At 68.4% G+C, this 25674-nt stretch carries 18 protein-coding genes and 1 pseudogene; 7 read left to right on the top strand and 12 right to left on the bottom strand.

The genetic code is table 11. The features are described from left to right. Positions 1–12: 12 nt before the first annotated feature. Positions 13–1150, bottom strand: a pseudogene (locus ACWPN3_RS09665) (thiolase family protein). After that, a complete protein-coding gene (locus ACWPN3_RS09660; RefSeq protein ID WP_492243195.1) occupies positions 1147–1608 on the bottom strand; it encodes a MerR family transcriptional regulator in 462 nt (153 codons plus the stop codon). The pseudogene ACWPN3_RS09665 and the gene ACWPN3_RS09660 overlap by 4 nt, the downstream one beginning before the upstream one ends. Before the next feature lie 395 nt (positions 1609–2003). Between ACWPN3_RS09660 and ACWPN3_RS09655 the strand changes: the two genes are divergently transcribed. Then, a complete protein-coding gene (locus ACWPN3_RS09655; RefSeq protein ID WP_109450953.1) occupies positions 2004–2192 on the top strand; it encodes a hypothetical protein in 189 nt (62 codons plus the stop codon). A gap of 57 nt (positions 2193–2249) precedes the next feature. Here the strand turns inward: ACWPN3_RS09655 and ACWPN3_RS09650 are convergent, their stop codons facing one another. The 3 genes from ACWPN3_RS09650 to ACWPN3_RS09640 form a co-directional block, all read right to left on the bottom strand. Further along, positions 2250–7055, bottom strand: coding sequence for an alpha-2-macroglobulin family protein (locus tag ACWPN3_RS09650; RefSeq protein ID WP_492261301.1), 4806 nt, complete (start codon positions 7053–7055; stop codon positions 2250–2252). 187 nt (positions 7056–7242) lie between these two features. Further along, complete coding sequence (locus ACWPN3_RS09645; protein ID WP_492243118.1) at positions 7243–8835, bottom strand: sensor histidine kinase; 1593 nt, start codon at positions 8833–8835, stop codon at positions 7243–7245. Positions 8836–9065: 230 nt separating this feature from the next. Then, positions 9066–10229 carry an aminotransferase gene (locus tag ACWPN3_RS09640; protein ID WP_109450950.1) on the bottom strand — a complete coding sequence of 388 codons (1164 nt, stop codon included), beginning with the start codon at positions 10227–10229 and terminating at the stop codon, positions 9066–9068. A gap of 193 nt (positions 10230–10422) precedes the next feature. Here ACWPN3_RS09640 and ACWPN3_RS09635 point away from each other — a divergent pair, with 193 nt between their 5' ends. Then, positions 10423–11454: a purine-nucleoside phosphorylase gene (locus ACWPN3_RS09635; RefSeq protein ID WP_109450949.1), complete on the top strand. Its 1032-nt coding sequence runs from the start codon at positions 10423–10425 to the stop codon at positions 11452–11454. A gap of 55 nt (positions 11455–11509) precedes the next feature. Here ACWPN3_RS09635 and ACWPN3_RS09630 read toward each other — a convergent pair whose 3' ends face one another. The 4 genes from ACWPN3_RS09630 to ACWPN3_RS09615 all read right to left on the bottom strand — a co-directional run bounded on the left by ACWPN3_RS09630 (position 11510) and on the right by ACWPN3_RS09615 (position 16412). Continuing rightward, a complete protein-coding gene (locus ACWPN3_RS09630; protein ID WP_174469996.1) occupies positions 11510–11800 on the bottom strand; it encodes a hypothetical protein in 291 nt (96 codons plus the stop codon). 143 nt (positions 11801–11943) lie between these two features. Further along, positions 11944–12423, bottom strand: coding sequence for a hypothetical protein (locus tag ACWPN3_RS09625; protein WP_492243117.1), 480 nt, complete (start codon positions 12421–12423; stop codon positions 11944–11946). A 117-nt stretch (positions 12424–12540) separates the two neighbouring features. Continuing rightward, positions 12541–14316, bottom strand: coding sequence for an SLC13 family permease (locus tag ACWPN3_RS09620; RefSeq protein WP_109450944.1), 1776 nt, complete (start codon positions 14314–14316; stop codon positions 12541–12543). Positions 14317–14519: 203 nt separating this feature from the next. Further along, the gene (locus ACWPN3_RS09615) at positions 14520–16412 is read right to left on the bottom strand and encodes an AsmA family protein (protein ID WP_492261300.1); all 1893 of its coding nucleotides are present in this window, start codon (positions 16410–16412) and stop codon (positions 14520–14522) included. A gap of 219 nt (positions 16413–16631) precedes the next feature. Here ACWPN3_RS09615 and ACWPN3_RS09610 point away from each other — a divergent pair, with 219 nt between their 5' ends. From ACWPN3_RS09610 to ACWPN3_RS09600, 3 genes are read left to right on the top strand one after another with little or no spacing between them, the layout of a single operon-like run. After that, entirely contained in the window at positions 16632–17942 is a 1311-nt protein-coding gene (locus ACWPN3_RS09610; protein ID WP_492261299.1) for a hypothetical protein, read from the top strand. Next, the gene (locus ACWPN3_RS09605; protein WP_492261298.1) at positions 17830–19053 is read left to right on the top strand and encodes a hypothetical protein; all 1224 of its coding nucleotides are present in this window, start codon (positions 17830–17832) and stop codon (positions 19051–19053) included. The genes ACWPN3_RS09610 and ACWPN3_RS09605 overlap by 113 nt, the downstream gene beginning before the upstream one ends. Before the next feature lie 49 nt (positions 19054–19102). Then, positions 19103–19477, top strand: coding sequence for a hypothetical protein (locus tag ACWPN3_RS09600; RefSeq protein ID WP_109450935.1), 375 nt, complete (start codon positions 19103–19105; stop codon positions 19475–19477). Positions 19478–19486: 9 nt separating this feature from the next. On the opposite strand, the gene ACWPN3_RS09595 is transcribed toward ACWPN3_RS09600, so the two are convergent. Then, the gene (locus tag ACWPN3_RS09595; RefSeq protein ID WP_492243114.1) at positions 19487–20389 is read right to left on the bottom strand and encodes a DMT family transporter; all 903 of its coding nucleotides are present in this window, start codon (positions 20387–20389) and stop codon (positions 19487–19489) included. 629 nt (positions 20390–21018) lie between these two features. On the opposite strand from ACWPN3_RS09595, the gene ACWPN3_RS09590 reads away from it, so the two are divergent. Further along, positions 21019–22635 carry a methyl-accepting chemotaxis protein gene (locus ACWPN3_RS09590; RefSeq protein ID WP_492261297.1) on the top strand — a complete coding sequence of 539 codons (1617 nt, stop codon included), beginning with the start codon at positions 21019–21021 and terminating at the stop codon, positions 22633–22635. Between the two features lie 80 nt (positions 22636–22715). Here ACWPN3_RS09590 and ACWPN3_RS09585 read toward each other — a convergent pair whose 3' ends face one another. Beyond that, positions 22716–23183: an Lrp/AsnC family transcriptional regulator gene (locus ACWPN3_RS09585; RefSeq protein WP_109453195.1), complete on the bottom strand. Its 468-nt coding sequence runs from the start codon at positions 23181–23183 to the stop codon at positions 22716–22718. A 135-nt stretch (positions 23184–23318) separates the two neighbouring features. Between ACWPN3_RS09585 and ACWPN3_RS09580 the strand changes: the two genes are divergently transcribed. After that, positions 23319–24359 carry a zinc-dependent alcohol dehydrogenase family protein gene (locus tag ACWPN3_RS09580; RefSeq protein ID WP_492243112.1) on the top strand — a complete coding sequence of 347 codons (1041 nt, stop codon included), beginning with the start codon at positions 23319–23321 and terminating at the stop codon, positions 24357–24359. Between the two features lie 45 nt (positions 24360–24404). Here the strand turns inward: ACWPN3_RS09580 and ACWPN3_RS09575 are convergent, their stop codons facing one another. Next, entirely contained in the window at positions 24405–25607 is a 1203-nt protein-coding gene (locus tag ACWPN3_RS09575; protein ID WP_492261296.1) for a CaiB/BaiF CoA transferase family protein, read from the bottom strand. Between the last annotated feature and the right edge of the window lie 67 nt (positions 25608–25674).

Below are 25674 nucleotides of genomic sequence, written 5' to 3'. Positions count from 1 at the left end.
CGATCCCGTTCGTCAGACCGCTTCCAGGATGGTGGCGATGCCCTGGCCGCCGCCGATGCACTGGGTCGCCAGCGCGAACTGCTTGCCCTCGCGCTTCAACAGGGCCGCGGCCTTGCCGGTGATGCGGGCGCCGGTGGCCCCCAGCGGGTGGCCGAGCGCCAGCGCGCCGCCGTCCGGGTTGATGCGGGACGGGTCGATGTCGAGGTCGCGCATGCAGGCGATGGCCTGGGACGAGAAGGCCTCGTTGATCTCGATGATGTCGATGTCGTTGATCGACAGGCCGGCACGGGCCAGCGCCTTGCGGGTGGCCGGGACCGGACCCAGCCCCATCAGTTCCGGCGCGCAGCCGGCGACGGCGACCGAGCGGATCTTCGCCAGGATCGGCAGGCCGTGGGCGCGGGCATACTCCTCCGTCGTCACCAGCACGACCGACGCGCCGTCGGTCAGCGGCGAGGAGGTGCCGGCGGTCACGGTGCCGTCGGCGGTGAAGGCCGGCTTCAGGCCCGCCAGGCTGTCGGCGTTGGTGCCGGGACGGATGCAGCCGTCCTTGTCGACCAGACCGGCCGGGGTCTGGATGCCGACGATCTCATCGGCCAGGCGACCGGCGGCTTGCGCCTCCGCGGCCTTGGCGTGGGAGGCGACGGCGAGCGCCTCCTGCTCGGCGCGGGAGATGGCGTATTTGCGGGCGACATTCTCCGCTGTGATGCCCATCGAACAGTAGGCTTCCGGATAGGACTCCTTCAGCGCCGGGTTCGGCATCGGGTTGAAGCCCATGATCGGCACGCGGGTCATCGAATTCGACGCCGCCGCAGACGAAGACCTCGCCGGCGCCCATCTGGATGGCGCCTGCCGCTTGGTGGATCGACTGCATGGAGGAGCCGCAATAGCGGTTCACCGTGGTGGCCGCCGCGGTCTGCGGCAGCTTGGCCAGGAAGGAGATGCTGCGGGCGACGTTCAGCCCCTGCTCGCCCTCAGGAAAGGAGCAGCCGACGATGACGTCCTCGACGTCCTCGGTCTTCAGGCCGGTGCGCTCGACCAGCGCCGCGATGACGCGGGCCAGCAGATCGTCGGGGCGGACCTTGGTCAGCTCGCCCTTGTGGGCGAAGGCGAAGGGCGAACGGGCATAACCGGCGATGACGACCGACTTCATGAGTGCTTCTCCTCCATGTCCTGCGTCTCCGTGATGCCGTTGCGGCTGAGATGCTCGGAGATCTGGGTGTCGATGGTGCACAACTCCGCCAGCGTCTGTTCGACGTCGGCAAGCTGCTGTTCAAGTGCGGAAATCCGGCGGCGCGCGATGGAGCGCATGTAGCGCATCTGTTCGATCTGGGCGTCGTCGGTGTCGTAGAGGTTCAGGAAATCCTTGATCTCGGCCAAGCTGAAGCCCAGCCGCTTGCCCCGGCAGATCAGCGCCAGCCGGGCGCGGTCGCGGTGGCCGTAGACACGGGTGCCCCCAGGGGCGGTGCCGATCCGCTCCGGCGACAGCAGCCCTTCATCCTCGTAATGGCGGATGGTGCGGTGGGTCAGACCGAACTCCCCGGCCAGTTCGCCGATGGCGAGCCTGGGGCCGGACAGGCAGCCATCGCCGTCACCCTCCCCCGTCTCCATCGCGCCGTTGCCGAACGAAAGCCGATCCACTCCGCCTGCTCCCTTCCTTGACGTTTACGTAAAGGTAAGGTCGATGCCGCTTGCTGTCAACAGACTTGTTGACCATGCCAACCAGTTGGCAGGCCAGCAGGCCGGAGGCACGGATCGGCGCCTTGGGACGGCGACAGTTCAGTCCCTAACGGGTGCGGCGCGCCCGCACAGTGACAGGATGCCACGCCCCGCCGATGACGGCGGCTGTGGCAGGCTTCGCGGTGAATGCACGCCTCCTCGCCGTTGCCCACACTCGGATGTGGGAAGCGGGGGCGGCGAATAACAGACGGCCGCAAGGCCGTGACGGGTTCAGGGCGGGTTTTGAAGTTTTCGGGCGGATCAGGACAGGGGACAGGAGACAACCCATGTCGGCGCGCGCCATCGTATCGTTGGGCGTCTGGATACTGGCCATGGTGCTGATCGGCACCATGACCGTCGGCCTCGCATTGGCCTTCTACCTGATGCTGACCCTGGCATTCGCCGTGGTGGTGGCGGGCCTGACCCTCCTCGCCCGGCGGCGGGAGAGCCACCGGGGCGAACAGAGCTACCTTTAGACGTCGTCAACTCGGTTGGGGGCGCCGGTGCCGGCGCCCCCTCCGCTTGTGCCTGCTTTACTCCGGCAGCACGCGCAGCCGGGAGGCGGCGGTGCGGGCGGACAGGTGGGGACGCTGGAGATCCTGCACTTGGGCGCCGGGGGCCGCGAAGTCGCCGGGGGTGACGGCGCGGACCAGATAGACCAGCCGGAAGCGGGGGGCCGCCTTCGGCAGGTCGACGGCGGCCAGGAAGCGGTCCTCGCGGAACTCGACATTGCGGGCCGACGACAGCTCGCCCAGCCAGGACAGCTTGCCGAGCTGGCCGCTGTTGGCGAGCCGGACATTCTCGATCTCGAAGCCGGCCGGCAGCGGATCGCTGACCAGCACCGAATGGTCGAGCGGGTCGCCGACCTCGCCCTCCAGGATCACCACCAGCAGGTCGTTGTGGCGGATGCCGGCCGGATCGACCGGACGGCCGGCCATGTCGAACAGGCGGCGGCGGATGGTCATCCCCTGCTCCTCAGCGCCGGCCGGCTGGTCTGGCACGCCCGTCACCGACAGGATCTGCCTGACCTCGCCGCCCAGATTGCGGATGGCGGGCGGGGCGGCGGGATCGACGGCCAGGATCTGCGGCTTGGCGTTCTCCACCGTCTGGTCGCCGATGGCGAGCTTCATCGGAGCCGCCCGGTCGATCAGCGCCTTGGACGCCAGCAGCAGCCAGGCCTGCTCCTGCAGGTTGGTGGTGCGGACGGCGGCGAAGGTCTTCGCCACACGCTCGGCGGCCTGGAAGATGCGGTCGCGCTCCACGGCACCGCTCTCCGCCATCAGGAAGACGACACCGGCCTCGTCGCGCAGGGAGGAGCCGTGGTCGCGCAGGCTGGATGTGACCATGCGGGCGCCGGACAGCTTGGAAAAGGCTTCGGCAGCACCCGGCTGGTCGCCGAGCACGGCGGCCGCCGCGGCGATCTGCGCCCGGGCGAAGTCGGTCGGCAGCCGGTCCCAATAGTTCTCGCGGAAGTACCGCACCGCACCGGCGTCGATCATCTTGGCGCGTGCCAGCACATGGAGTGCATAGGCGCGGCCCGGCAGGTCGGCGGTCTCGACCCAGGCGTTGTCGATGGCCTGCTTCAGCCAGTCCAGACCCTTGCGGTAGGGCTGGTCGGGAATGCGGTAGCCCGCCGCCTTGGCCCGGCCCAGCACATCCACCGCATAGGCGGTCAGCCAGGGATCGAGATCGCCCTTCGGCGACCAGGGGGCGAAGGCTCCGTCGATGCGCTGGAAGGTCAGCAGCCGGTCGACGCTGCGCTGGACACGCGCCTTGATGCGGTCCTCCGGCGCGATGCCGAGGCCGGCGGCGACGTCGCTCAGCGACAGCAGCGGCAGGATGCGGCTGGCGGTCTGCTCCGCTCCGCCCGCGGCGGCACGGTCGAGCGCGAAGAGCAGGCCCGGCACGTCCAGGTCCGGCAGCGGCGCGATCTCCGCACCGACCGCGACGGTTTCCGGCCGCAGGCCGGCGGCGATGTCGGCGGGAACGGTCAGGCCCTTGTCGGTCGGCAGGGCGGCAACGTTGCGGCGCGACACCGGCGGCGTGGCCGGACGCACCGTCACATCCCAACGGCGGGTGACGCGCACGCCGTCGGGACCGGTGACGTCCAGCGTGACATGGCCGGCCCCGACGGCGGTGGCGGTCAGCACACGGCCGGCGGTCGCCCGCTTGCCGCGCGCCAGCTTCGGCACGGCCAGCTCGTTGCCCGATTCGCCGGCCGCCTCACCGCTGGACTCCGTCCGGACGATGGAGACGGCGCCCTCGGCGGTCAGGGTCATGCGGTAGTCGCCGGACGGGCCGTTCAGGTTGTCGAGCGACAGCAGGACCTGCGCCGTATCGCCGGGGGCGAGGAAGCGCGGCAGCACCGCGTCGGCAACCACCGGGTCGCGCACCAGCATCTGGCTTTCGGCCTGGCCGATCCGCCCCTCGCTCCAGGCCACCGCCATCAGGCGCAGGCGCCCCTGGAAATCGGGCAGATCGAGGGGAACCGAAAGCTTGCCGCCGGCGCCGACGGTCAGGATGCCGGAATAGAGCGAGACCACCCGTTCCGATTTGGGCGGAACCATCCCGGAGATCTGGCGCAGGCGCGGCGTCGGCTGCACCGGCGGCCGGGCGGCGTCCAGGCTGGCCGGATCGATCAGGCGGCCGTAGGAATCGCGCAGCTCCACGGTCAGCGGGCGCTTGCGCAGGTAATGGCGGGCCGGATCGGGCGAGGGCTGGTCGGTCAGCTGCATCACCGATTCGTCGACGGCGGCCAGCGTGACGAAGGCCTGCTTGCCCTCGGCGACGCCCTCCACCGCGATGTCGGCGGTCATGGCGCGGCGCGGCTCCGTCTCCGCCGGGGCGGAGAGGCGGACGTCCAGCGTGCGCGGGGCCTTGTCCATCGCCAGCCAGGCGAGGCCGACGGCGCGGCGCGGCGGCTTCTTCGACTGCGGGTCGGAGGTGGCGAAGGCGGTCGCCAGCACATGGGCACCGCTGGTCCAGCCCTGCCCGACCGGGATTTCCAGGAAGGCGCCCTGCGGACCGATGGCGCGGGTGACGGCATAGCTGACGCCGCGATCGGCAACCGCCACCAGCACCTGGCTGTCATAGGGCGGCTTGACGAAGACCCAGGCGGTTTCGCCGGAGCGGTAGGCCGGCATCATCACCGAGACGTCGACCGCGTCCGGCCGTTCGCCGGCGGTCGGAGTCATCCACCAGCCGGCGGCGAAGCGGAAGCTGCTGGCGACGCCGGTCTTGGGATCGAACACCTCCAGCCGGTAGCGGCCGGCGGCGACCGGGGTCTCCACCGAGGCCGGGGCGGCGGCCTGGGCCGACAGCGACCCGCCGGTCACCCGCTGGTCCTTCACCGTGACCTTGTAGTCCCAGCGGCCGTTGGCCTCGTACCACGCATAATCGTACTCCTCCTCGAACAGCTCGTAGGAGAGGTCGGCGCGGTCGGTCGGCTTGCCGTCGGGGCCGACGGCGATCACGTCGAAGCCGGCGGTGGCCCCCTCCGGCACGCCGTCGCCTTCGAAGCGCGGCTTGATACCGACGGCGAAGGGCTGGTGGCGCACCGGCAGCACGAAATCGCGGCCGACCGGGCGGCCGCCGATGTCGAACAGGGTGGCGCGCACCACCGCCTCCAGCGGGCGGGTGCTGTCGGGCGGACGCGGCAGCTTGACCTTCAGGCGGGCGGAACCGTTGGAATCGGTGATGAAGCCCGGCAGGTCGGCGCGGGCCGGCTTCACCTCTTCCTGAACCAGGCCGAAATGATAGCCCGGCAGGCTGGGATAGGGGTTGGCGGCGGCGCGCAGCGTCACCGTCAGCTCGCCCGGCAGGCCGGAAGCCGGCGCGCCGTACAGATAATGGCTGTCGAGCGCGATGTCGGCCTCGCCGTCGGAGGCCAGCTCCGTCGTCGGGGAGGCGAGCGCCACGTCCAGCCGCGGCGGCACGAAATCCTCCAGCAGGAACTCCACACGGCCGATGGCCGGGCCGTCCGGCTCGGCATGGGCGGTGACGACCCAGTTGCCGGGATAGGCGTTCATCGGCAGGTCGATGCGGGTGGCATAGCCGCCGGCCCCGCTGTCGGCCAGGCTGCGCCGCTCCACCTCCAGCCCGTCGGGGCGCAGGACGCGGATGGTCAGCTGCTTGCCGGCCGGCGGCGGGTTGAGGTCGGCATCGCGCAGCAGGGCGGTCAGCTGCACCGTCTCGCCCGGCCGGTAGATGCCGCGCTCGGTGTAGAGATAGGTGTCGAGTTCCCCGGCGGCCGGGCGGACGACGCCGACCGGCTTGTCCTGGGCCTCGGCAGGCGGGGCGCCGCCGGCGGTCAGGTCGAGAACGGCGAAGTCGCCGTCGCCGCGCGCGGCGAACAGCGCCTGGACCGGCTCGGCCCCGGCGGCGCGCAAGGCGGCGAGGTCGAAGCGGCCGAGCCCGTCCTCGCCGGTCTGGAGGCGTCCCAGTTCGGTGCCGTTACGGGCGACCAGACGCAGCTCCACCCCGGCGGCGGGTGCCGCGGTCTGGACGGAGCGGGAGAACACCACCAGCGAATCGTCGCCGAGGATGGTGTTGAGGCCGAGGTCGGAGACGACGAACCATTGGGTCGCCTTGCGGTCCCAGCCGCCCGGCTTGATCTCGTCGGCACCGGCGATGGCGACATAGACGCCGGGCTCGAGCTTGCCCAGCACGCCGTCGATCGGGAAGGCGGTGGTGACGGTGCGGTTCGGCTGGTTGCCGATCCCCATCTCGCCGCGCCAGACCTCCTGGCCCGACTTGTCCAGGATCTCGCCGATGTCGTAGTCGGTCATCTGCTGGGTGATGCGGCCGAAATAGATCTTCTCGACCAGCGCCCGGTCGGCGATGCGCAGGACCTGCAGCTTCGCCCGGTCCAGGTTGATCGAGCGCAGCGGCAGCCCTTCGGCGCCGACGCGCGGCAGGATGTAGCCGGCGCCGCGGAAGGCCAGCGACGGCTTGCGGTTGGGCACCTGCACCTCGCGGGTGTCGGCGGCCGGCAGGCGCTTGCCGTCGGCGCCGGGCAGCCCGTCCTTCAGCGTGACGCGGTAGCTGTCGCCGTGGCGCAGCCCCTCGACGCAGAGCGTGCGGTCGCGGGCGATGGCGGCGCCGTCGACCGACGGCTCCACCGTGACATAGTCGCGGTAGTTGACGGCGCGCGACCGCTCCAGCCGGTCGGTGAAGGTGAAGCAGGCCTGTGGCGTATCGCGCTCCGCCACCACTTCGACGCTGGATACGCCGAAGGGCACCGGCTCGGCCGGCGGGTCGGCGGCGAAGGTCTGGGATACGGTGAGCGTGCCGGAGCACGCGGCAAGAACGGCACAGACACGCGCCAGCGCACGCAACATTATAGACAGGCCCCAATTCCGCGGGTGGATCCGAAGGCACGCGGCCGGGGGCAGCCCTGGCGTCGGCTCGGACCTGGATAAAACCGGCGCGGAGTATGCCCAAGCGGCAGGGGTTTCGCCATGGCTTTGCGGCGCCGTCCCGAAGATCGCCTTGATCGCGTGCCGGAAATGAGTGCTGGCGCGAGGGTCAGGCGGCGAATTCCAGCGTGACCTGGCTGCCCTGCCCCGGCCGGCTGTCGATGCGGAGGCTGCCGCCATGCGCCTCGATCAGCGACTTGACGATGGGCAGGCCGAGGCCGGTGCCGCGGCCGGGCTGGGTGGTGAGGGCGGAGGTCTGGCCGAAGGGGATGGAGGCCTGCCGCAACTCCTCCGCCGTCATGCCGATGCCGTTGTCGGTGACGCGGACGACGCAGCGGCCATTCACCCCGCGCGCGACGCTGACCAGCACCCGCCCGTTCTCGGGCGTGAATTTCAGGGCATTGCCCAGCAGGTTCAGCAGCATCTGCTTCAGCGCCCGCTCGTCCGCGCGCACCAGCGTGGGCGACAGCGGGCGGTTGATCTCCAACCGGATCGACTTCTGCTCCGCCTGGGGGGTGACGATGCGGAGCGCCCATTCGGCGGCGGCGACCGGGTCGACATCCTCCATCAGCAGGGCGAACTTGCCGGCCTGCAGGCGCGACAGGTCGAGGATGTCGTCGATCAGGGTCAGCAGATGCTGGCCGGACGCATGGATGTCCTTGGCATAATCGGCATAGCGCTCCCCGGCGTCCGGCCCGAACATCTGGTCCTTGATGATCTCGGAAAAGCCGAGGATGGCGTTCAGCGGCGTGCGCAGCTCGTGGCTGACGCGGGCAAGGAAGTCGCGGTTGACCGCCAGCGCCGCCGCCAGCCGTTCGGCGTTGCGCTGCTGGACCAGCAGGAAGGCGGCGACCAGCAGGATGGAGACGCTGAGCAGCGCCGCGATGATCCGCATCTGCCCACGGAAGCCGGCGACAGCGGCGTCGATGTCCTTCACCGCGATGCCGACGACGAGAATCAGCGGATAGCCCTCGACCGGCCGGTAGGCGTAGGCGCGGCGGATGCCGTCGGCGATGCTGTCCTGCCAGAAAACCCCGCTCAATGACTGCTGCAATGCCACCCACAAATTGGAGCCGGAGCCGTCGAGCCCGACGGAATCCTTTCCGTCCTTGGAGCCGCGGGCGCGGATGACCCGGTCGAGCCCGACCAGCGTGACCACCCCGTTGCGGCCGACGTCGGCCTGCCGGTAGAAATCGGACAGGTGATCGGGATCGACATTGGCGACCGCCACGCCGGCGAATTCCCCCGCCGCATCCTCCAGCCGCCGGGAAAAGCGTAAGAGCGGCTGCCCGGTCGCCGACCCATTGAAGGGCAGGCCGATCTTCATCAGCGACCGCCCCTCCCCCTGGTGATAGGCGATCAGGCCGCTGTCCTCCAACCCTTCGGGCGGCCCCTTTCCCTCGCTGCGGAAGAGCTGGGCGCCATCGGGACCGAAGACGCTGAAGTGATGGATCAGGCCGGCGTCGTAGAGTCCATCGTCGATGATTCGGCGGGCGCGGGGCAAGCCGCCCTCGGCATAGCGTTCGGCGAAGGAGCGCAGCGTGGTGTCGACGTCGTGCATGGTGCGGCTGGTGCTGCTCTCATAGGCGCGTGCCGTCGTCTGGGCATTGACGATGGCCTCCCGTATCTGGCCGTCCAGCATGGAGGACGCCATCAGGGCATAGCCGGCCCACACCCCGGCCAGCGCCAGGGCGGTTGCCATCAGGATGCCGTTCCGGATGGACAGCGCCCTGACAAAGGGGAAACGAAAGGTCGGGAGACGTGGCATGCCCTGCGCTCCGCCGTTCCACCGCCCCCTGCATCCGGTCCGCAGCGCCGATCTGTAACGTCGGGCGCGATGCGGCGGGGGTGGAGCCGATCATCGCGCCAATTTGTTAAGACTTGTCAAATATCCTGACTGTTTGTCCACCTACCAATTGTGCCCGTGGATTTCTATTTTGACACGAAGCGGTGCCGCAGCCGGTCGATGGCGGTGTCGAGCACTTCATCCTTCTTTGAGAAGCAGAAGCGCACGACGTTGGTCGGCGCGTTTTCCACGAAGAAGGCGCTGACGGGGATGGCGGCGACCTTCGCCTCCGCCACCAGCCAGCGGCAGAAGGCCTGGTCGTCGCCGTCGAAGCCGAAACGCGAGATGTCGGCGGCGACGAAATAGGTGCCGGCGCTGGGCAACACCTCGAACCCTACCGAGGCGAGGCCTGCCGACAGCCGGTCGCGCTTGGCCTGGAGACCGGCGGCGAGCCCGGTGAAATAGGCCTCCTCCTTGCCCAGCCCGTAGGCGACGGCGGTCTGGAGATTCGGCGGGGTGGTGAAGGTCAGGAACTGGTGCGCCTTGGCGACCGGCTGCAACAGGTGGGGGGCGGCGGTGACGTAGCCGACCTTCCAGCCGGTCAGCGAGAAGGTTTTGCCGGCCGACCCGATCTTCAGGCAGCGGTCGCGCATGCCCGGCAGGCTCATCAGCGGGATGTGGCGGCGGCCGTCGAAGACGATGTGCTCATAGACCTCGTCGCAGACCGCCAGAGCGTCGTGGCGCTGCACGAACTCGGCGATCAGCTCCAACTCGGCGCGGTCGAAGACCTTGGCGGCGGGGTTCAGCGGATCGTTGATCAGCACCAGCTTGGTGCGGGGAGAGAAGGCGGCCTCCAGGTCGGCGCGGCTGAAGCTCCAGTCCGGCGCCTTCAGCGAGACGAAGCGCGGCACGCCGCCGGCCAGCCGGACGATGGGCAGGTAGCTGTCGTACATCGGCTGGAACAGCACCACCTCGTCGCCCGGATTGATCAGGCCGAGCAGGCAGGCGGTCAGCGCCTCGGTCGCGCCGGACGTGACCATCGTCTCGGTCTTCCAGTCGACGTCGAGCCCGTAGAAGCGGCCGGCGTGGGCGGCCAGCGCCTGACGCAGGTCGGGCGTGCCCATCATCGACGGGTACTGGTTCCACCCGGTCAGCAGCGCATCGGCCGCGGCTTGCAGCACGTCGGCCGGCCCGCGGTCGTCGGGGAATCCCTGGCCCAGATTGATCGCGCCATGCTCCTCCGACAGGCGGGACATGACCTCGAAAATGGTGGTGCCATAGCTGGACAGCAGCGCGTTGCCCGACTTCACCGCAAAACCTCCTCATGCGAACGGACGCACAAGATGGCCGCTGCGGGGCAATGCTGTCCAGTGCCCGCTTCCGCAGGGCTGACGGTTGCGGGTTGATCACGGAATCGTTCGGACTCCCACCGAGCGATGGAGACGGCCATGGTATGGCTGTTGCATACTCAGGTAAGTTTCCGTCCCAAGGAGTGAAATTCCGATGTCGTTTTCTTCCCGCTGCCGCGGTGCCGCCCTGTCGGCTTTGGTCCCGGCCCTGGTCCTGTTCGGGCTGGCCGCTTCCGCGCAGGCTGCGGAACCGATCAAGGTCAAGGTGTTCGTCGGCTCGATGTTCGAGATCGGCAAGAACACCGGCGACCGCGCCGGCGAGTTCCAGCACTGGTACGAGCGCTATTGGCAGACGGCCGAGCCGATCACGGTGAAGGGCGCGTTGAACCCGGTCTACTGCAACGCCGACGGCGTCTGCGGATCGGTGCTGGGCATGGGCAAGGTCAGCTCGTCGGCCTCGATGCAGGCGATCCTGCTGAACCCGCAGCTCGACCTGTCGCAAGCCTATTTCATGGTCACCGGCGTGGCCGGCACCCCGCCGTCGCGCGGCACCATCGGCGAAGTGAGCTGGGCGACCTGGGTGGTCGACTATGACCTCGGCCACCGCTGGGCGCCGGAGGAGAACAAGGCGGGCGAGCCGACCTTCATGCCGCGCAAGGGCTACGAGGCGGTGCGGCTGTTCCCGATGAATCCGGCGCTGGTGTCCTGGGCGATGCGCCTGACCGCCGACACGCCGCTGAAGGACAGCGACGCCGCCCGCGCCTACCGCAAGCGTTATCCGCAGGAAGCGGCGCAGCGTGCTCCTTTTGTGGGCACCGGCACCCACATGACGGGCGACACCTTCTTCCACGGCCCCGGCATGTCGGCCCAGGCGCAGTACATCGCCAAGCTCTATGGCGCCGACGACTACGTCATCACCGAGATGGAGGCGGCGGCGATCACGCTGGTCATCAAGCGGCTGCAAGGCTCCGACCGGGTGATGAGCCTGCGCGGCGCGGTCAATTTCGACCAGGGCAACCCGAACGAGACCACGCTCCAGCACCTCGACCCGAAGCCGGGCGAGACCGCCGGCGGCTTCGCCGAGACGGTGGAGAATGTGGAACTGGTCGGGTCGCGGATGGTCGACCACATCGTCGGTCATTGGGACCAGTGGAAGGACGGCGTTCCGGCCCTGCCCGCTCCCTGACGGCATTGCCGGCGCCTGCCGGGGGGCAAGCGCCCGCCCGGCAGGCGCCGGCGGCCTACTCGCCGTAGATCTTGCGCAGGCGGCGGTTGCGCAACTTCAGCCGGATGCGTTCGACCGGGCTGAAGATGCGGGGGTAGCGGCGCTTGCCCCGCACGAACAGACGGCGGGCGTCGGCGGAGTTGCGCAGCACCAGCACGCCGCCGAGCAGCATCACCGGCAGGCCGCCGGGACCGGGCAGGGGGGCGATCAGCAGGCCAAGCAGGATGATCGTGCATCCGGCGCCGATCAGGGCCAGCTGTCGCACGCGCGCGAAAGACAGCGTCTGGGCGGTATCGGGAGGACTCATCTGCGGTTCGACAGGCTCCAAGCTTTGCGGTCGTCCGCATATGGGCCTGGGGGAGCGGCTCGAAAAGGCCCCCCTCCCCTTTGCAGGTGTGGGAGCGCGTCTTCTCCCGCCCCGGAAAGGGGCTGGACTTAATGCCCCGATTTTCAATGCAGCGTGCGCGTCGGCTCCACCGTCGCGGCGCGCAGGCGGGCCGGGTCCAGGCGGCTGAGGGCGGCGTCGCGTTCGGCGGGCTTGGGTTCCCAGCCGAATTCGCGGATCAGCTGGTCGCGGGCGGCGACGGCGCGGCGGGACAGGTGGGCGCAGCCGTCCGGCGAGGCACTCCGGCTCGGCGGCGGGCAACGGCGGTCGGCGCAGCTTTCCAGCATCAGGCGGATCATCCGCTCGCGCTTGGCGGCGTCGACATAGCCCATCTGGTCGAAATAGAGCTTGGTGAAGGCCAGTTCGGTGACGCGGGCCTGGGCCTTGCGGTCGCCGACGATCACCGCCGCCACCATCTCCACGCAACGGCCGGCGAAATGCGGCAGCGGTGCTGTGCCGTCGTCGGCACGGTCGAGCAGGCGGCTCGGCAGATCGACCAGCCGGCCGGTCACGTCCTTCACCAGATAGCGGCGCCACACCGACATTCCCGCCTCCCGTCAGGCTTCAGCCCCCGACGGGAAGCCTACACCAGACGGAGGGAACACGGAACCTGTCATGAACACACGATCCCGTGAACGGACGTGTTCCGGCGCGCCTGCCCCTCAGCGCGGCACCAGCGGCCAGAAGATCGCGATGGCCGTCGTGCCGAACACCACCACCATGATCGACAGCGGCAGGCCGAGCCGCCAGTAATCGCCGAAGCGGTAGCCGCCGGGGCCCATCACCAGCGTGTTGCACTGGTGGCCGATGGGGGTGAGGAAATCGCAGCCCGCCCCGATCGCCACCGCCATCAGGAAGGCGTCCGGCCGCAGCCCGAGATGGGTGGCGAGGCTGGCGCCGATGGGCGCCATCACCAGCACCGTCGCGGCGTTGTTCAGGAAGGGCGTCACCGCCATCGCCGCCACCATGATCATCGCCAGCGCCCCCACCGGCGGCAGGCCCTGCGACAGGTCCGACAGGAAACCGGCGATCAGCTCGGTGCCGCCGGTGGTGCGCAGCGTCTCGCTGACCGGGATCAGGGAGCCCAGAAGCACCAGGATCGGCCATTCGATGGCCTCGTAGGCATCGCGCAGGCTGACCACCTTCAGGGCGGTCATCGCCACCGCCGCCCCGAAGAAGGCGATGGCGACCGGCACCAGCCCGGTGGCGACCAGCGTGACGGTCAGCCCCAGCACCGCCACCGCCACGGCGCGCTTCGGCGTGCGGCCGATGGCGAGGTTGCGCTCGGCCAGCGGCAGGCAGCCCAGCTCGGCCAGCGTGTCGGAGACGGCGGCCTGCCGGCATTGCAGCACCACCAGATCGCCCGATTGCAGGCGGATGCGGCGCAGCCGCTGACGGATCGGCCGGCCGCGCCGGCTGAGCGCCACCAGGTTGGCGCCGAACCGCTCGCGCAGGTTCACCTCCTCGATGCTGTGGCCGATCATGGCGGAGCGCTGCTCCACCACCGCCTCGACCACGGCGACGTCGTCCTCGTCCTCCACCCCCTCCTGGCCCTTGTCGTGCATCATCCGGAGGCCGGCGCGCTTGACCAGATCGCCCAGCGCCGTGGTGTCGCCCTCCAGCACCAGGATGTCGTCGGCGAACAGCACCCAATGGCCCGACGGGACATAGCGGCGGTAATTCTCGCGCACGATGGCGGCGACGGTCACCTCGCTCTCGCCGAAGGACTCCAGCTCCTCCACCGTGCGGCCGACGAACTGCGATCCGGCGGGCAGCAGCGCCTCCGCCGTGTAGTCGTCGATGTTGAAGGCCGGGCCGGCCCCCGCCGCCCGCCCCTTCGGCAGCAGCCGGTAGCCGACCGTCAGGAAGGCAACGCCGACCACCGCGATCACCAGCCCCACGGGCGTGAAATCGAACATGTGGAAGGGCTCGCCCGTCATCTCCGCCCGCACCCGCGACACGATGATGTTGGGCGAGGTGCCGACCAGCGTCATCAACCCGCCCAGCAGCGAGCCGAAGGCCATCGGCATCAGCAGCAGCGACACCGGCGTGCCGCTCCGCCGCGCGACCTGCAGGGCGATGGGCATGAAGATGGCCAGCGCGCCGATGTTCTTGACGATGGCCGACAGCAGCGTCACCGCCCCGGCCAGGACCGCCACCTGGGTCCAGACGCCGGTCATCCGCGCGGTCAGCGGGCGCATCGCCGCCTCCACCACGCCGGAGCGGCCGACGGCGGCGCTGACCACCAGGGCCGAGCCGACGATGATGACGATGTCGTCGGAAAAGCCCTGGAACGCCTCCTTCGCCGGCACGATCCCGGCGGCGACCGAGGCCAGCAGGGCGATCATCCCGACAAGGTCGTAGCGCAGCCGGTCCCAGATCAGCAGCGCGATCACCGCGCCGATGATCCCGAACGATAACATCTGGTCGATGGTCATTGGGAAAGGCAGCGTCCTTATCCTGTGATCCGATGCCGGATCGGACAGGGGAACGCGGATTTGCGTCCGGTCAGCGCGCCGAACCCGACGCCTTTCCGTCCCCGCGGCCATTGCCCGACTTGCCTGAAGCCGCCGCCCCCTTGTCGGGGGACCGGGCATCCTGCACCAGCCGGCCGCACTGTGGCTGTTCCTCACTGCCCGGGTCAAGGAAGGGCAGCACGCCGGCCAGCGGGGTCAGCAGCACGCCCAACGCCACCGCCGCAGCCCCCCGCGCCGCCGAACTCGGTGGGATCGACGCCGATGTCCGGGTTGCCCAGCGTGCCGCCGACCAGCACCGGGACATGGGTGGCGAAGACCTGCGGCGACTTCGAATTGCCGACGATGCGCAGGTCCAGCGCCTCGTTGCGCAGGCTGATCTGCCCCTTGCCGGTGACCAGCGTTTCCGGCGTGTCGAGCACCAGCGCCTCGACCTGGGCGACGCCGTTCCGCACCGACATGTTGCCGACCAGGCAGTTGAAGGGCATCGGCTTCGACCCGGAAATGACCACGCCCAGCGTTTCCAGGATGTTGGTCTTCAGCCCCTTGACCGCGAGGCTGGTGACGCGGCCGCCGTCCACCGCGACGCCGATCTTGCCGTCGGAGCTGCCCAGCAGGTCGGCCACCGTCTTGCCGGAGCCGGCAAGCTGGATGCGCCCGGCCACCGTGCCGCCGATCTGGCCGGCAAGCGAGGTCTCGCTGAAGAAGCTGGACAGCTTCATCGCGCGGATGTCCAGGTTGGTGCGCATCGCCGGCACCTTGCGGCTGCCGTCCACCTGGACCGTGCCGGCGATCCGCCCGCCGCCGATGCCCAGCGACAGCGGATCGAAATGCAAATCGCCGTTGGCCAGCCTGACCCGCATGTCCAGATCCTGGAGCGGAGCGAAGGGCGCCTCCACCCGCTTGCCGCGCAGGCGGACATCCATGTCGGTGTTGCGCAGCATCTCCACATTCACCGGGGTGGCGGGGATGACGCGGCCGTTGCCGCGGGTCGGGTAGTCGTCGCTGCCGCGCGGCGAGGCGCCGATCAGGCCGGCCATATCCAGGGCCGCCAGCCGGTTGGAGGTGAGGTCGGCCTTCACCATCGGCCGCTCCCCGTTGGTGTCGACCGACAGGTCGCCGGACAAATCGCTTTCGCCGACCTTGCCGTTCATGCCGTGGAAGGCCCACAGGCCGCCTTCGCGCGACAAATGGCCGGAAATGGAATAGGGCCGGGTCTTCGGCGTCGGAATGCCGAGGATCGGGAAGATCTCCGCCAGATCGTTGCCGCTGAGCGCCACCGACAGGTCGACGCCCTCCAGCTTCACCGGCTCCGCCACCGATCCTTCGATGCGGCCCTTGGTCTTGCCGACGGCGGCGTCGATCTTCAGCGGATAGGGCTTGGGATCGTCGCGCAGGGTGAGCAGCGAGCCGCCCTCCACCGCCAGGGTGAAGGGCTTGCCGGCGAAGTTGCCCTTGCCGTTCAGCTGCACGGTGTCGCTGTCGTTGTCGCCGGTGGCGGTGTTGATGGTGTTGTCGATGTCGATGTCGCTGGTGGGGTCGCGGTAGCGAATCCTGCCGTCGGCGATCAGCAGCCGCCCGATCACCGGAATGTCGCCGCGCTTGTCGGGGGTCACGGCCTCCTTCGCCACCTCCTTCTCCGCGTTGGGCGGGCCGAAGTTCCAGTTCGCCTCGCCCTTGCCGTTCTTCTCCAGGATCAGCTTCGGCCCCTCGACCTTCAGCTCCGGCAGTTCCCAGTTGCCGCGCAGCAGTGGCCACGGGCGCAGCGAGGCGTCCAGCGCCCTGATCTCCGCCATCGTCCTGTCCTGCGCCCACTCGGCATTGGCGACGCGCAGCCCTTCCAGATGGATGCGGATCGGGTTGCCGAGATGCACCCGCAGGTCGCCGTCGATGGCGACCTCGCGGTTCAGCGCCGCCGAGGCGCGGCGGGCGACAAAGCCGCGGGCGTCGTTCCAGTCGAACAGCAGCACCACCGCGCCGACCCCGACGACGACCAGACCGACGAGGCCCAGCAGGCCGTAGCCGATCCATTTGAACACCGATCCCGCACCCGCTTTCATCCCCCTGCCCTCCGCGCACCGTCCCTTCCCCTGACAACGGACGAGGGGGCGGAACAGCGAAGGCCGGAGGCGGGGAGTACCGCAAGAGATCCGTTCCGTCAGTCCGAAAGTCATATATTCCATTGGCGCTTGTATTGGATTTAACGCAAAATTCAGTATCGCAGTGCCGTAATCGACGACGCCCCACACCCCACCCCGCAGCCAGGGCCGCAGGACAAGATGCGTTCTCTGACCAATTTCGCCCCGTCCACCTTCGAGGAGCGCGGTGCCGCCGTGGCCTTCACCACGCCTGTGCTGGCGCAGACCCGCGTGCGCAAGGACAGCCGCGACCAGCTGGAGGTTCTGGTGCCCAACCTTTCCGAGGGGCGCGGCGTCTATGTGGTTCCCTGGAAGTCGCTGCCGCTGGCCTTCCCGATGACCGTGCATGACCGGATGCTGCACGATCTGATCGCCAAGGCCGAGGGCTGCTCGCCCGACGACATCCGCAAGGCGGTGCTGGAGGCGGCGCGCTGCGGGCTGGCCGGCGGCGGAGCCGTGGCGGCGGCGGAAGCGGCGCTGAGCGACGACGAGGACCAGCGGCTTCTCATCAACTACCAGCTGATCGTCGAAGCGTTGAAGGCGGTCGGGCTGGAATCGACGGAGATCCTGAAGGTCGGCCTGACCTCCGCCGCAGGGCAGAAGCTGACGCGCGACCTGATGATGAAGGCGGCGCAGCGCCTGGCCCTGGAACCGAAGGAACTCTACGGCCGCATCGCCGAGCTGGCGCTGATGATGGAGGCCATCGGGCTCGCCAGTTCGCCCAAGCCGGCGCGGCTGCGGCGGCTGATGCGCGATCTCCAGGGGTTCCGCGACAGCATGACCGACTGGGCGACCGACAACGTGTCGGAAGCGGCCCCCATCGGCGGCTTCTGCGCCGAGGTGGCGGAGCATACGGTCAACCACGCCCGCAACGTCATCGGCCAGTTCGATCAGGCGATGGCGTCGTTCGAGGTGCTGCTGCGCCAGTGGGAGACCAAGCGCCCGCAGATCCGCAAGGCGTCGAGCCGGCTGTCCTGGCTGCTCGACGGCTGGGAATATCTGATCCTGCTGGTGGAACGACGCGCTGACCCAGGACCGCTACAGCCAGGACATGGCCGTCCACGACATCTTCCGCGTCATCCCCCTGCTGCCGAAGGACGAGGGCCGCGCCGAGCAGTCCGCGCTGGCGGACAAGCTGATCAACAGCCACAAGCGGTCGGTGCGCGCTTATGTCGACTGGCGCAGCGGCCAGCTCGATGTCGATCTGGTGATGCGGATCGAGACGATCAAAGGGAGAGCGGCCTGACCATGGAGATGAGGGATTCTGGTCGCACTGGGCGACAAGCTTCTGGACATCGACGAGGCCAAGTTCCGCCAGATCGTCGATCTGCTGGAGCAGATGAACGACCATCCCGACATCCAGCGCACCATCGCCGTGATCCGTCCCCGGCTGGTCGAGCTGCGGCTGCACCGCCGGCCGACGCTGAAGCGGCTGTTCTGCGATCCCTTTGAAGACCTGTTCGAGGCGCTGGGCAAGGCCGACCCGGTGCCGCTGAGCGTGATCGAACGGTCGCTGATGAACAGCCTGTGGCCGCTGGTGGAGGCCGAGGTCGGCAAGGAGCGCATGCGCGCCTTCCGCCCCGCCCTACAGAACGGGCCGGATCGCAAGGCGCTGACCGAAGCCTTCTGGGGCGAATGCGCCGCAGCGGTGTCGAAGATCGCCGAGGGGGCGGTGGCCGGGCATTTCAGCGAAGCGCTCGACCTGCGGATGAACCCCAGCCGGACACGGGCGCTCGCGGACATCGCCATCCTCCTGTCCATCGCGCCCGAGATCATGGAGCTGAAGGCGGCGCTGTCGCCCAAGCCGGTGCCAAAGCTCCACGGCGACCATATCGAGGCGATCCAGACCATCGGCCGCCGGCTGTCCCGCGCCAGACCGGCGTCGCTGCGGATCTTCATCCTGCTCGCCGCCTCGCGCCTGACCGATCCGTCGGTGCTGCTCAGCGGGCTGTGGGACATGGATCTGGGGCAGAAGTCGGCCGACCGCGCCACCCTGTTCATGCAGCTGAGCGGCACCGTCGTCGCCCAGATCGAGGACCGCTCGCGCAGCTGGCAGGACAGCCCGGCCAATGACCGCATGGCGGTGGCCGATCTGGCCCTCGACCTCGTCGCCAGCCTGGACGCCACGCGGTCGGCGATGGAGCACAGCCGGAACAAGGAGTTCGACCAGCGGCTGAAGCAGGTGCGCAGCTCCGTCCATGCCATGGTGAAGACCCAGGTGCTGCAGGATGCCGACGCCGGCATCGTCGCCGCCATCGGCGCACTCGACAACAGCGCCATCGGCGCCAGCGAGGGGCGTGCCCAGCTGGCCCAGGCCGAGAACCACGCCCGTGCGCTGCGCAAATGCGCGACCATCGCCGACACGCTGGGGCTGCGCGGCGAGCTGCGGGAGATGACGCAGAAGACCACCGCCTCGCTGACGGAAAAGGCGCAGCAGGCGCTGGCCGGACCGGCCGGAAGCACCCGCACCGGCTACACCGCCATCCGCATGATCGAACTGATTGCCGGACCGGCCGAAGCGAATAAGATCATGGACGAGATCATGAGCGGTGGCCGGCGGTGAGCGTGCTGTATTGAGTGGGCCGGCGCCTTGCGGTGCGGAGGATGGGGCGATGGGATCGGGATACACCGGGTGGGAACTGCCGGCGGACGAACGCGGGCGCCTGCTGGCCCTGGTTCCGCCCCGCTATGAAAGGCTGGTCGGCGACCATGTGACGCTGAGCTTCGGCGTCGGCCCGCAGGAGCCGCTGCCCGCCGCCACCGAGGCCGACGTGATCGGCTATGCCGACGACGGCGAGGGGGTGCAGGCTCTGGTCGTCGCCGTCGACGGCGCCAGCGACCGGCCGGACGGCTCGACCTACCACATCACCTGGTCGCTGGCGGACGGGCGGCGCCCGGTGGAATCCAACGACGTCATCCGCGACTATGGCTGGCGTCCGGTGGACCCGGTGACGGTCAGGCTGGTGCCGCGCTATTTCGCGCTGTAAGCCGGAACCTTACGGCACTTCCGTCACCCCCTCTGCCGCGACGCCTCGTTTCACGCGCTGTTCGCGGTAGACGATGAACAGGCCGCTGCCGATGATCAGCGCCGCCCCCACCCCCATGCGTGCCGTGGGGGCCGTGCCCCAGACGGCGAGGTCGAGGATCACCGCCCACAGGATCGACACATACTGGAACGGCACCACCACCGCGGCGGGGCTGAGCTGCAGCGAGCGGTTCATCATGGCGTGGCCGGCCAGCGCGGTGACGCCCAGCAGCCCCAGCAGGATGAAGCCGAGCCAGCCCGGCGCCTCCCAGGTCCAGGGCAGCGTCACCCCGCCGATCAGCAGACCGCCGACCATCTGGTTGGCGACCAGCGTCAGGCTGGAGGCGGAGCGCAGGACGCGGGTGGAGATCACGCCGCTTGAGAAGATGAAGGCGCCGATCAGCGCCACCAGCGACGGCCACAGGTCGAAACGGCCGGTCGGGTTCAGCACGATGACGACGCCGATGAAGCCGACCAGCACCGCCACCCAGCGGCGCCACCCGACGCTTTCCCGCAGGACCAGCACCGACAGCGCGGTGACGATCAGCGGCGCCGACATGTAGATGGTCATCACGTCGGCCAGCGGCAGATAACCGACCGCCCAGTAGAAGCAGGCGACATCCACCGTCATCAGAGCCACACGCAGGATGTGCAGCGGCAGCCGGTCGACCGCGAAGACCGCGGCGATGCCCTCGCGCCAGATCATCGGCGCCAGCACCGCCAGCCCGAACAGGCTGCGCACCGCCAGCAGCATGGCGACCGGATGGTCGGCCACCAGCCATTTGCCGAGCGCGTCGTTCAGCGTGAAGAGCGTCATCCCGCCCAGCATCATCAGGATGCCGGCACGGGTGTCGGTCGCGGGGGCCGCGGTCATGGAAGGGGTCCGGGAGTTGGTTGACGGCAGGGTCCGCGGGAGCAGGCCGGAGACCTGCGCGGGCAGCGATATTGCTGGAATGGCGGACGAACGCAACCCCCGCCCGGCGGACAGGAGCGATGCCGAATGGGCACTGGCGCGTGCCGGCCGGCGCCGATGCGCCCGGGGCAATACGAGGCACCGTCTTTCACCGCGTCCGGAGCCTGACCGCGGAGATCGCTTCATGACCACACCAAGTTTTCGCCGCTGCGGAACAAAATCTCCGTTCTGAGAAATCATCTTCTGAAACCATAAAATATTTAATTGCGGGGCTAAGCGCTTTGTTGCCAATTCTAGAAAAATGAACCGACATTCATTCGGATGTAGCAGACATTGACAAAATAAATCGGTGTAAATCCGAATATAAGTTTTTAACATTTCATTAATTTTTTTCTCCAGAATACTTTGTGGGATCTTCCAATAGAAATACTAGACCCAGTTTTTTCTTCTATGCCTGCCATCATAAGATGCAAACCCTCAACGCACTCCGGGCGTATGGATTGGGAGAGAACGAGACAATGTTCAGCCTTGCAAACCTGTCGATTGCCAAGAAAATTTCCGGCGCATTTGCATCTATGGTTGCAATCGCCTTGGCCGTCGCCTTTTCCAGCTATTCGAAGCTTTCGTTCATCGAGACATCGAGCGGTTGGACGACCCACACCTATGAGGTGCTCGAAGAGGTCAACAGGATCCTGGGATCGGTGGTGAATCAGGAGACCGGTGTCCGTGGTTATCTGATCGCCGGCGACGACAAGTTCCTGGAGCCGTACCGCGAGGGCCAGCGCCACTATGCGGAATCCCTTGCCAAAGCGAAGCAACTGACGGCGGACAACCCGACGCAGCAGATCCGCTTCGCCGATGTCGACCGCTTCTATCGGACGTGGCTGGCCACGGTCGCCGAGAAAGAGATCGAACTGATGGCCAAGCCTGAAACCCGCGAGCAGGCGCGCGCGCTGGAAGCCTCCGGCGCCGGGAAATCAGCGATCGATGGGCTGCGCGGCAAAATCGCGGAGATCGACAAGATGGAGCGCGATCTGCTCGGCAAGCGCGCGGCCGATCAGGCCATTGCCTTCTCGACCTCCTACACCGTCAACCTCGTCGGCGGCGGAGCCATGATCATCCTCGCGATCGCGGCCGGCATCCTGCTGTCGCGCGGCATCGCCACTCCGATCCGCGGCATGACTGCCGTCATGGGGCGGCTTGCGGCCGGCGACAACGGCGTGCAGATCGAAGGGCAGGAGCGTCGCGACGAGATCGGCGCCATGGCGAAGGCCGTCGAGGTGTTCAAGCGGAACGCCATCGAGAACGCCCGCCTGGAAGCCGAGCAGGAGCAATCGAAGGCGAAGGCGGAGGCCGACCGCAAGGCGTCGATGGCGTCGCTGGCCCGGAGTTTCGAGGCCAGCGTCAAGGGGGTGGTGGAAAGCGTCGCCACGGCATCGGGCAACATGCAGTCGGTCGCCACGACGATGGTCGGTACGGCCGAGCAGACCAGCCATCAGGCCAGCGCCTCGGCCGCCGCCGCCGAACAGACCTCCGCCAACGTCCAGACCGTCGCCGCCGCCACCGAGGAGATGTCGGCATCGCTGCTTGAAATCTCCAAGCAGGTCAGCACGTCGTCGCAGATCTCCGCCCAGGCGGTCAAGGATGCGGAGCGGACCAACGACACCGTCGCCGGTCTGGCGAACGCCGCGCAGAAGATCGGCGAAGTGGTGAACCTGATCCAGAGCATCGCCGGCCAGACCAATCTGCTGGCGCTGAACGCCACCATCGAGGCGGCACGGGCGGGCGATGCCGGCAAGGGGTTCGCGGTGGTCGCCTCGGAGGTGAAGAACCTCGCCACCCAGACCGCCCGCGCCACCGACGAGATCGCAGCACAGATCGCCACGATGCAGGCGGTGACCAGCGAAGCCGTCGATGCCATCAAGGGGATCGGCGCAACGATCACGCAGATGAGCGGGATCGCCACCGCGATCGCCTCGGCGGTAGAGGAGCAGAACGCGGCGACCGGGGAAATCTCGCGCAACGTGACCCAGGCGGCTTCCGGCACCATGGAGGTCTCCACCAACGTCATCGAGGTGCAGAAAGCCGCCAGCCTCAGCGGCAGCATGGCGGGCCAGGTGCTGGACGCCGCCGGAGAGCTGTCGCGCGAAGCCAGGACGCTCAGTTCCGCGGTCGACGAGTTCCTCCGGGGTGTCCGCGCGGCCTGATGCCGCGTTCCTTCACGAAAGCGCCGCCCCGGCATCGTACAGGATCGGAGATCGCGCAAAGGCATGGCGCGATCTCCGCCCTACCCGATGACAGGCAGCCTGTTCGTCGCCTTCATCTCCCGCAGCGACAGGTTCGAGCGGATGCTGGCCACCCCCGGCAGCTTTCGCAGAACCCGGTCGACGAACCCGCTGTAATCGTCGAGATCGCGCGCGACGACCACCAGCAGGAAATCCGCCTCTCCGGTGGTGTTGTGGCAGCTCAGAACCGAGGGGCAGCCCTGGATGATCGCCTCGAAAGCCGCGGTCACGTCCTCCCCATGCTGGGTGCAGACGATCTGCACGAAGGCCATGACGCCGAAGCCGAGCTTGCGGCGGTCGAGAATCGCCTGATAGCCCTTGATCACCCCGCTTTCCTCCAGGCGCTTCTGACGCCGCCAGCAGGACGCCTCGCTGAGCGCCAGCTGTTCGGAAAGCCTGGCATTGGACAGCCGGCCATCCTGTTGCAGCCGGTCGACAATCGCGGCATCCATTTTGTCCAGCGCGTCCATGCTGAAGGACTCCTTCGCAATCAAGCCATCAGAAGAAAAATTCTTTCATATCTCCGGTCCGACCTCTCTTCAATTGAAAGCCAATTTCAGCAGGCCCGGCGTAGACTGCGGGGAGCGTCCAGACGGAGTCCCCCGATGAAAGCCGTGGTCTACGAGGCATTTTCCGCCCCGCCGCACATCATGACCGTGCCCGATCCGACGCCGGAGCCGCATGGCGTCGTCGTCAAGGTGATGGCGACCGGCGTCTGCCGCAGCGACTGGCACGGCTGGGTCGGCCACGACACCGACATCCAGCTTCCCCATGTCCCCGGCCACGAGCTGGCCGGCATCGTCGAGGCGGTCGGCAGGGACGTGACGAAATGGAAGGTCGGGGACCGGGTGACGGTCCCGTTCGTCGGCGGCTGCGGCGCCTGTCCCGAATGTCACTCCGGCAACCATCAGGTTTGCGACCGGCAGTTCCAGCCCGGCTTCACCCATTGGGGATCCTTCGCCCAGTATGTCGGCCTGCATCAGGCGGACATCAATCTGGTGGAACTGCCGGAGAGCATGGACTTCACCACGGCGGCCAGCCTGGGCTGCCGCTTCGTCACCTCGTTCCGCGCCGTCATCGACCAGGGCAAGGCGTCAGCCGGCCAATGGGTCGCCGTCCATGGCTGCGGCGGCGTCGGCCTGTCGGCGATCATGATCGCCAATGCGGTGGGCGCCAACGTCGTCGCCGTCGACATTTCGGAGGAAAAGCTCGCCCTGGCCCGCGCGCTCGGCGCCGTCGCCACGGTGAACGCGTCGGAGGTCGCGGAAGTCGCCGAAGCGGTGATCGAGACCACCCGCGGCGGCGCCCATGTCTCGCTCGACGCGTTGGGCCATCCGACCACCTGCTTCAACTCGATCGCCAACCTGCGCAAGCGGGGCAAGCATGTGCAGGTCGGGCTGATGCTGGCCGAGAACAGCACGCCGGCCATTCCGATGAGCCGCGTCATCGCCAACGAGCTGGAAATCCTCGGCAGCCACGGCATGCAGGCCCACCGCTACGATGCGATGCTGGAGATGATGCGGTCCGGCAAGCTGGCGCTGGAGAAGCTGATCGGCCGGACGATCACGCTGGAACAGTCCATCGATGCCCTGATGACCATGGACAGTTTCGAGGGCACCGGCGTCACCGTCGTGACGGAGTTCTGACGACAAAGCCGGAAAGCTCCCGCTTTCCGGCCTCATCTCCGGCTGTCAGATCACGCCCTTCCCGCGCAGGGCGGCGATGTCGGCCTCGCCCAGCCCGAGGGCTTCGGCGAGCACCGTGTCGGTGTGCTGGCCCAGCGTCGGCGGGGCGGTGTCGTGGACCAGCGGGGTGCCGCTGTAGCGGATCGGGCTCGCCACCGTCGGCACGCTGCCCTGGGTCGGGTGCGGCAGATCCTGGTGGATGTTGCGGGCCTTGACCTGCGGATCCTCGAAGACCGCCGCCAGATCGTTGATCGGGCCGCAGGGCACGCCGACCTGCTCCAGCGCGTCCAGCCAGTCGTGGCTGTCGCGGGTACGGATCAACTCCTCCAGCAGGGCCACCAACTCCTTGCGGTTGGCGACGCGGGCCGGGTTGGTGGCGTAGCGTTCGTCCTTCGCCAGATCGGGGCGGCCGGCGACCGCGCAGAACTTGGCGAACTGGCCGTCGTTGCCGACCGCCAGGATGATGTAGCCGTCGCGGGTGGCGAAGGCCTGATAGGGCACGATATTCGGATGGGCGTTGCCGAGCCGCTGCGGCGCCTTGCCGCCGACCAGGCAGTTCATCGCCTGGTTGGCCAGCACCGCCACCTGCACGTCGAGCAGGGCCAGATCGACCTGTTGCCCCTCGCCGGTGCGGTCGCGGTGGGCAAGCGCGCCCATGATGCCGATGGTGGCGTAGAGTCCGGTGAAGATGTCAGTCACCGCGACGCCGACCTTGACCGGACCGCCGCCCGGCTCGCCGTCGGGCTGGCCGGTGATGCTCATCAGCCCGCCCATGCCCTGGATCATGAAATCGTAGCCGGCGCGGTTGCGGTACGGCCCGGTCTGGCCGAAGCCGGTGATCGAGCAATAGACCAGCCGCGGGTTGACCGCCTTCAGGCTGTCATAGTCGAGGCCGGATTCGACCAGCCCGCCGACCTTGAAATTCTCGATGACCACATCGGCCTGGGCGGCCAGCTTGCGGACAAGCTCCTGCCCTTCCGGCCGCTCGAAGTCGATGGTGATCGACCGCTTGCCGCGGTTGGTCGAGAGGAAATAGGCCGACTGGCCGCCGGCCCAGGGCGGACCCCAGGCGCGGGTATCGTCGCCGGCCCCCGGCCGTTCCACCTTGATCACGTCGGCGCCGAGATCGGCCAGCGTCTGCGCCGACCACGGCCCGGCCAGCACGCGCGACAGCTCCAGCACCCGGATGTGCGACAAGGGTCCGGCCAAGGTGTCTTCCTCCTGAATTATTTCTGGTCCCCACGTCCCTCCCGCTCCTCCACCCCAAGAGGGATAG

Source organism: Azospirillum sp. UENF 111221 (assembly GCF_058780625.1).
The sequence above is the reverse complement of the archived record's forward strand: the minus strand, read 5'-3'. Positions and strand labels throughout refer to the sequence as shown.

Bases quoted from the DNA above. Each gene is read 5' to 3' on its own strand.
- ACWPN3_RS09615 (WP_492261300.1), bottom strand. From the start codon at position 16,412: ATGAAAGCGGGTGCGGGATCGGTGTTCAAATGGATCGGCTACGGCCTG.
- ACWPN3_RS09620 (WP_109450944.1), bottom strand. From the start codon at position 14,316: ATGACCATCGACCAGATGTTATCGTTCGGGATCATCGGCGCGGTGATC.
- ACWPN3_RS09595 (WP_492243114.1), bottom strand. From the start codon at position 20,389: ATGACCGCGGCCCCCGCGACCGACACCCGTGCCGGCATCCTGATGATG.
- ACWPN3_RS09660 (WP_492243195.1), bottom strand. From the start codon at position 1,608: ATGGAGACGGGGGAGGGTGACGGCGATGGCTGCCTGTCCGGCCCCAGG.
- ACWPN3_RS09655 (WP_109450953.1), top strand. From the start codon at position 2,004: ATGTCGGCGCGCGCCATCGTATCGTTGGGCGTCTGGATACTGGCCATG.
- ACWPN3_RS09635 (WP_109450949.1), top strand. From the start codon at position 10,423: ATGTCGTTTTCTTCCCGCTGCCGCGGTGCCGCCCTGTCGGCTTTGGTC.
- ACWPN3_RS09580 (WP_492243112.1), top strand. From the start codon at position 23,319: ATGAAAGCCGTGGTCTACGAGGCATTTTCCGCCCCGCCGCACATCATG.
- ACWPN3_RS09645 (WP_492243118.1), bottom strand. From the start codon at position 8,835: ATGGCAACCGCCCTGGCGCTGGCCGGGGTGTGGGCCGGCTATGCCCTG.
- ACWPN3_RS09605 (WP_492261298.1), top strand. From the start codon at position 17,830: ATGAACGACCATCCCGACATCCAGCGCACCATCGCCGTGATCCGTCCC.
- ACWPN3_RS09625 (WP_492243117.1), bottom strand. From the start codon at position 12,423: ATGTCGGTGTGGCGCCGCTATCTGGTGAAGGACGTGACCGGCCGGCTG.
- ACWPN3_RS09600 (WP_109450935.1), top strand. From the start codon at position 19,103: ATGGGATCGGGATACACCGGGTGGGAACTGCCGGCGGACGAACGCGGG.
- ACWPN3_RS09610 (WP_492261299.1), top strand. From the start codon at position 16,632: ATGCGTTCTCTGACCAATTTCGCCCCGTCCACCTTCGAGGAGCGCGGT.
- ACWPN3_RS09585 (WP_109453195.1), bottom strand. From the start codon at position 23,183: ATGGACGCGCTGGACAAAATGGATGCCGCGATTGTCGACCGGCTGCAA.
- ACWPN3_RS09650 (WP_492261301.1), bottom strand. From the start codon at position 7,055: ATGTTGCGTGCGCTGGCGCGTGTCTGTGCCGTTCTTGCCGCGTGCTCC.
- ACWPN3_RS09630 (WP_174469996.1), bottom strand. From the start codon at position 11,800: ATGAGTCCTCCCGATACCGCCCAGACGCTGTCTTTCGCGCGCGTGCGA.